This window comes from Hydrogenophaga sp. (assembly GCF_019264445.1).
GTDB lineage: Bacteria > Pseudomonadota > Gammaproteobacteria > Burkholderiales > Burkholderiaceae_C > Hydrogenophaga.
On the sequence record NZ_JAHVAB010000074.1, the window covers coordinates 23,992 to 30,023 of the forward strand.

Here is a 6,032-nt window from a genome sequence, read left to right on the forward strand (position 1 = left end):
TCAGTAGGTCAGCTCCAGCACCACCACGCGGTTTTCGCTCGCCGGCCATGTCCTGCCGGTGAGCTTCTCGCCGTTGAACTCCGCGGTGACCGGGCGCACGCCAGGCTCCGCCACGTTGAGCTTCGAGCTCGATACCCCCGCGCCAGTGGGTGGCACGCCAGGCAGCGCCTTGCCATCGAACCGCATCTGGTCGCGCTCGGCATCGAAGTAGCCGCGCGGGCGTGTGAATGTGACGGTGGACTGGGCGGCCTTGTCGGCGTCGGCCCGGCGCTCGGCGCGCAGGTGGATCACATCGCTGCCGCGCGGGAAGTGGCTGCGGTAAATATGGGTGGTGGCGTAGCCCGGCGCGCTCACCACGAACTCATAAGGCACACCGGCCTGCGCCTGGAACGGACCCCACAGGCCGTCGGCCCCCACGGTCTTGCTGTGCACCGCGCCGCCTCGGCGCTCGCCGGTGGCGGGGTCCGTGGCATAGACCTCCAGCCGTGCACCGGGCAGCGGCAGGTTGTTCGAGTAATTGCCGGTGGCCGGGTCGGTGGGCGACAGGCCCAGGCCGGTGATCTTGCCGTTGAGCACAGCAGGCGTTTGTGCGGTGACGCCGGTCGTCTGTGGTGCCCGGCCGGTGATGAATCGGTGCATGGCATCGAACGCGGCGGGCGCGAAGGACGTTTCCCGGTGGTCCACGCGCGGCAGCACCACGTTGTTGGCGCCCTTGAGCGCGGGTCCGTCAAAGGTCACGTTGGTGGGCGTTCCCCTGGCGCCGATCCACAGGCCGTCGGGCTGGGCGAACTTGTCGTTGTTGTCGGAGCGGATCGTCATCCACTTCACCGGTCCTGTGACTTCGTCACCCGCGGCGTTCTTGGGGGCATTCAGCGCCGTGAGAAAGGGTCCGGTGCCTGCGAACTCGTTGGCTTCGCGAAAGCCTTTGGTGGCCCAGACACCGTGGTTGGGCGTGCCGCCCAGAATGGCATGGCTCACCGTCTTGTCGCCACCGCCGTTCTGCACGTAGTTGCGCACCGCGTATCCGCCGCGCGAGTTGGCCACCAGCACCACTTGCGCCGCGCCAGTGGCTTTCAGCACCTTGTCCACCTCGGCCTTCAGGAAGGCCATGTGTTCGGTGGTGGACGTGCGTCCGGGCTGGGCCTTGCTGTCGTCGTCGCGCGCCAGCGGGTAAGGCAGGTCAATGGCATGCAGGCGCTCCCGCGGCCAGCCGTTTGATTCGAATCGCCACAACGTGGTCTGCCAGATGGACGCGGAGTCGCCATTGCCGTGCACAAACACGATGGGAGGCTGCACGTTGCCTTGCGGCGCGGTGGCGCACGCGCCCAGCAAGAGGCTGCTGGCGAGCGCGGCGAACAGGGAGCGGCGGGTCGTCACGGGAATGTCTCCTCGGAGAAAAGGGGGGCCGGAAGCGCTGCGGCCCGCTGGAGGCGGGCCGCTCGGGTGGTCAGGCGAACACGCCTGCCGTGTCCTGCATGCGGGCGGACACTTCACCCAGATGGTGCAGGGTGTCGCCGTAGGTCATTTCCAGCTGCGTGAGCTTCTTGAAATAGTGGCTGACGATGTATTCGTCCGTCACGCCGATGCCGCCGTGCAGTTGCACCGCCTGCTGGCCCACAAAGCGCATGGAGGTGCCCAGCTGCACCTTGGCGCGCGCCATGGCCGCACGGCGCTCCGGGGCGGGCGCATTGAGCTTGAGGCTGGCGTAGTAGCTCATGGAGCGCGCCAGTTCCAGCTGCATCTTCATGTCTGACACACGGTGGCGCAGCGCCTGGAAGGTGGCGATGGCCACGCCAAACTGCTTGCGCGTGTTCATGTACTCGACCGTGATGGCCACGGTCTGGTCCATGACGCCCACCGCTTCGGCACAGGCGGCGGCAATGCCGATGTCCACGCCGTGTTCCAGCGCCGTCAGGCCGTCGGTGGTGATGAGCTGAGCGGGCGCCGCCTGAAGCGTCACGTCTCCGGCACGGCCGCCGTCCTGCGTGCGGTAGCCGGTCGTGCTCACGCCCGAGGACGCGCGCTCCACGAGAAACAGTGCCAGCTGCCCGCCCGCCATGGCGGGCACGATGAAGGCATCGGCCTGGTCGGCGGCGGGGACCACGTTCTTCGTGCCCGAGAGGGTCCAGCCGTCGCCCACCTGGGCGGCGGTGGTGGCACATGCATCGAGCCGGTAGCGCGCCTTGCGCTCCTGGTGCGCGAGCACCACCAGTGCTTCACCGCTCGCCACGCGCGGCAGCCAGGCCGCCTTGAGCGCCGCGGGCGCGTAGCCACTGAGCAGGCCGGAGCTGATGAGCGTCTGCGCGAGCGGCTCGAGCACGATGCCGCGGCCGAGCTCCTCCATCACCACCATGCCTTCAATGGGGCCCATGCCCAGGCCGCCGTCGTCCTCGCTCACGTAGAGGCCGGTCAGGCCGAGTTCGGCGAGCTCGTTGTACACAGCGCGGTCAAACCCGCCGCCATTCACGATGGTGCGGCGGCGCTCGAAGTCGTAACCCTTCTCCACCCACTTCTGAACCGCGTCGCGCAACGCGCCCTGGTCGTCGGAAAAATCGAAGTCCATCTGAGAGTCTCCTTAGCCGAGCACGGTCTGCGCGACGATGTTGCGTTGCACTTCATTGCTGCCACCGTAGATGGTGGTCTTGCGCATGTTGAAGTAGGTCGAGGCCAGGGGTGCGTTGGCCACCACGCCGCCGGGGAAGTCGCCCTGCCAGCCGGCGTCCATGGCTTCTTCAATGAAGGGCAGGCTGTAGGGGCCCGCCGCCAGCATCATGAGTTCGCTGTAGCGCTGCTGGATCTCGCTGCCCTTGATCTTGAGCAGGCCGGCAATGTCCAGCGAGTTCTTGCCCGACTTCTCGGCCGAGAGCACGCGCAGCACCATCATTTCGAGCGCGACGACGTCCACCTCCAGCAGCGCAATCTGGTCGCGGAAGCGGCTGTCGTCCCAGACCCCTTCCGTCTTGGCAATGCGCTTGAGCCGCTCCAGTTCACGCTTGGCGCGGTTCACGTCGGCGATGTTGGTGCGCTCATGGCTGAGCAGGTGCTTGGCGTACGTCCAGCCCTTGTTCTCCTCGCCGATCAGGTTCTCGGCGGGCACCTCGACGTTGTCGAACCACACCTCGTTGACCTCGCACTCGCCATCCAGCAACTTGATCGGGCGCACCGAGACGCCGGGCGATTTCATGTCGATCAGCAGGAACGAGATGCCGGTTTGCGGCTTGCCCTCGTTGCTGGTGCGCACGAGGCAGAAGATCCATTCGCCGTACTGGCCCAGCGTGGTCCAGGTTTTCTGGCCATTGACGATGTATTTGTCGCCCTGGCGCTCGGCGCGGCACTTCACCGACGCCAGATCCGAACCGGAACCTGGCTCGCTGTAGCCCTGGCTCCACCACACCTCACCGCTGGCGATGCCGGGCAGGAAGCGCTCCTGCTGGGCCTTGTTGCCAAAGGCCATGATCACCGGTGCCACCATCACGGGGCCGAAAGGCACCACGCGGGGCGCGCCTGCCAGCGCGCATTCCTCTTCGAAGAGGTGTTTCTGCACCGCGTTCCAGCCCGGGCCACCGAATTCCTTGGGCCAGCCCCAGCCGAGCCATCCTTTTTTGCCCAGGATCTTGGCCCAGCGCTGCATGTCGTCGCGCGTCAGGCGCAGCGCGTTGTGAACCTTGTGGGCGATTTCGGCAGGCAGGTTCGCCTTGACCCAACTGCGAATCTCTTCGCGAAACGCCTGTTCTTCGGGCGTGAATGCCAAATCCATTCGGTGTCTCCTGGTGGCCCGCACAGGTGTGTGCCGGCAGATTGAACAACGCCGGCCAGTTTCGCACGACCGTTCGTTTTAGGGCTGTCCGGGCTGCGACAAGCCCAGTTGCTCGCTCAGATTTTGCAGTTGGGCCTGCAGTTGGGCCACGGTGTTTTCCAGTGTGGCCAGGCGGCGCGTGAGGGCGATCACCTCGTCTTCGGTCGCCTGGCTGCCCGATGAACTGGTCGGGGTCGCTAGCGTCGATGTGTCCACGGGACCGCAGAGCAGGTGCGCCCAGCGTTGTTCGCGAGCACCCGGCGCTCGCGGCAGCTTGACCACGAGCGGGCCACCTTTCTCGTCACTGCGGTCCTGCAGTTCTTCCAGGAAGCCATCGACCGAGGCGATGTCCAGAAACTTGTGCCAGCGCTCGGTGTTCAGGCGCAGTTCGCCAGCCGTTTGCGGGCCTCGCAGCATCAGCATGCCCAGCAGCACGGCCGATTGATCAGGCACGCCCACCGCGCGCGCAAAGTTGTGTTCGTAGCGCGTCACGCGGCTGCCGCTTCCTTCCATGACCATGTGCAGGCCGCGCAGCTCGTCCAGCGCCTCCAGCACCTGGGCGTCGGTCAGGTTCATCACCGGTTCGCGGCTGGACTTCTGGTTGCAGCCGGTCACCAGCGCGTTGAGCGTGAGCGGGTAGCTGTCGGGCACGGTGCGTGCCTTCTCCATCAGTGTGCCGAGCACCCGAGCCTCGGCGGGGGAGAGGGGGCGCTGTTGAAAGTCGTGACCGCGCGGGCGGCCCGATGAGGAGGTTTGCAGGTCTGAGGTCATTACACTTCCGGGCCATGTCTGGCGTGAACAAAAACATCGTGATTCTGATCTCCGGCAGCGGCTCCAACATGGCCGCCATTGTGGAGACCGCCCAGGCACATCGCTGGCAAGAGCGCTTCGGCGCGCGCGTGGTGGCCGTGATCAGCAACAAGGTCGCGGCACAAGGGCTGGTGTGGGCTAAGGCGCAAGGCATTTCCACCGCTTCGCTGGATCACACCGCCTTTGACAGCCGAGAAGCCTTTGACACCGCGCTGATGGCGGCCATCGATGCCCACGCGCCCACTCTTGTGGTGCTGGCAGGCTTCATGCGCATCCTCACGCCGGCCTTCGTGCGGCATTACGAGGGCCGGCTGATCAACATCCATCCCAGCCTGTTGCCGGCCTTCACCGGCCTCAAGACCCACCAGCGTGCCATCGAGATGGGTTGCCGTTTTGCAGGGGCCACGGTCCACCGCGTGACCGCCGAGCTGGACCATGGAGACATCCTGGACCAGGCAGTGGTGCCTGTGCTGCCGGGCGACACAGCCGAGACGCTCGCGGCGCGGGTGCTTTCTCAAGAGCACCTCATGTACCCGCGTGCGGTGGAACGACTGCTCGCGCAGGCCTGATCAGACGCCCTTGGCGAACACCAGCCCCGCATGCTCGCGCATTGCGTGGAACTTGATCTTGGGCCAGTTGGCTTCCACCGCACGCAGGGTGGCCGCGTGGTCCACCAGCAGCGTGGGCGCGTCCACCGCGTCCAGTGCCACGCGGTGGCTGTTGGCGTCAATGAAGCGCTTGAGCTCGATCTCGCCGCCGTCTTCAGGCGCACAGGTCACCCAGCGCGCCACCTGGTAGGGGCTGTTCATGATGCGCGCCTTCACGCCGTACTCGTGCTCCAGGCGGTGCGCCACCACCTCGAACTGCAACTGACCCACGGCGCCCAGCAGCAGCACGGACCCGGCAACGGGCCGGAAGACCTGAATCGCGCCTTCTTCGCCCAGCTGCGTCAGGCCCGCGCGCAGCTGTTTGCTGCGCAAGGGGTCGGCCACTTCGACGCTGCGGATGATTTCAGGTGCGAAGAACGGCAGCCCGGTGAACTGCAGGCTCTCGCCCTCGGTGAGCGTGTCGCCCAGCTGCAAAACGCCGTGGTTCGGGATGCCGATGATGTCGCCGGCAAACGCTTCGTCGAGCAGCTCGCGCCGTTGTGAGAGAAAGCTCACCACGGTGTTGGGCCGCAAGTCTTTTCCCGAACGCACCACCTTGAGCTTCATGCCGCGCTCGAAGTGGCCGCTGGCCACGCGCACGAAGGCAATGCGGTCGCGGTGCGCCGGGTCCATGTTGGCCTGGATCTTGAACACTACGCCGCTGAACTTGGTTTCCTCGGGCTTCACAACACGCTGAATGGCAGGGCGTTCGCCGGGCGGAGGGGCGAGATCCACGAGCGCGTCGAGCACTTCACGCACGCCGAAGTTGTTGACCGCAG

Annotated in this window: 6 protein-coding genes; 1 reads left to right on the forward strand and 5 read right to left on the reverse strand. The window is 66.2% G+C overall.

The features are described 5' to 3' along the window. The 4 genes from KXJ60_RS16135 to KXJ60_RS16150 all read right to left on the reverse strand — a co-directional run bounded on the left by KXJ60_RS16135 (position 1) and on the right by KXJ60_RS16150 (position 4,567). Positions 1-1,377: an alpha/beta fold hydrolase gene (locus KXJ60_RS16135; protein ID WP_291130255.1), complete on the reverse strand. Its 1,377-nt coding sequence runs from the start codon at positions 1,375-1,377 to the stop codon at positions 1-3. Positions 1,378-1,447: 70 nt separating this feature from the next. Next, positions 1,448-2,563: an acyl-CoA dehydrogenase family protein gene (locus KXJ60_RS16140; protein ID WP_291130259.1), complete on the reverse strand. Its 1,116-nt coding sequence runs from the start codon at positions 2,561-2,563 to the stop codon at positions 1,448-1,450. Between the two features lie 12 nt (positions 2,564-2,575). Then, a complete protein-coding gene (locus KXJ60_RS16145) occupies positions 2,576-3,757 on the reverse strand; it encodes an acyl-CoA dehydrogenase family protein (RefSeq protein ID WP_291130262.1) in 1,182 nt (393 codons plus the stop codon). Positions 3,758-3,835: 78 nt separating this feature from the next. Then, positions 3,836-4,567: a YceH family protein gene (locus KXJ60_RS16150; RefSeq protein WP_291130264.1), complete on the reverse strand. Its 732-nt coding sequence runs from the start codon at positions 4,565-4,567 to the stop codon at positions 3,836-3,838. 14 nt (positions 4,568-4,581) lie between these two features. On the opposite strand from KXJ60_RS16150, the gene purN reads away from it, so the two are divergent. Further along, a complete protein-coding gene (gene purN, locus KXJ60_RS16155; protein WP_291130267.1) occupies positions 4,582-5,175 on the forward strand; it encodes a phosphoribosylglycinamide formyltransferase in 594 nt (197 codons plus the stop codon). Here purN and KXJ60_RS16160 read toward each other — a convergent pair. Next, on the reverse strand, positions 5,176-6,032 hold an 857-nt coding region (locus KXJ60_RS16160), incomplete at its 5' end, for an EF-Tu/IF-2/RF-3 family GTPase (protein WP_291130269.1).

Excerpts from the sequence above, each read along its gene's own strand:
- KXJ60_RS16140 (WP_291130259.1), bottom strand. The coding sequence starts at position 2,563 with ATGGACTTCGATTTTTCCGACGACCAGGGCGCGTTGCGCGACGCGGTT.
- KXJ60_RS16145 (WP_291130262.1), bottom strand. The coding sequence starts at position 3,757 with ATGGATTTGGCATTCACGCCCGAAGAACAGGCGTTTCGCGAAGAGATT.
- KXJ60_RS16150 (WP_291130264.1), bottom strand. The coding sequence starts at position 4,567 with ATGACCTCAGACCTGCAAACCTCCTCATCGGGCCGCCCGCGCGGTCAC.
- purN (WP_291130267.1), top strand. The coding sequence starts at position 4,582 with ATGTCTGGCGTGAACAAAAACATCGTGATTCTGATCTCCGGCAGCGGC.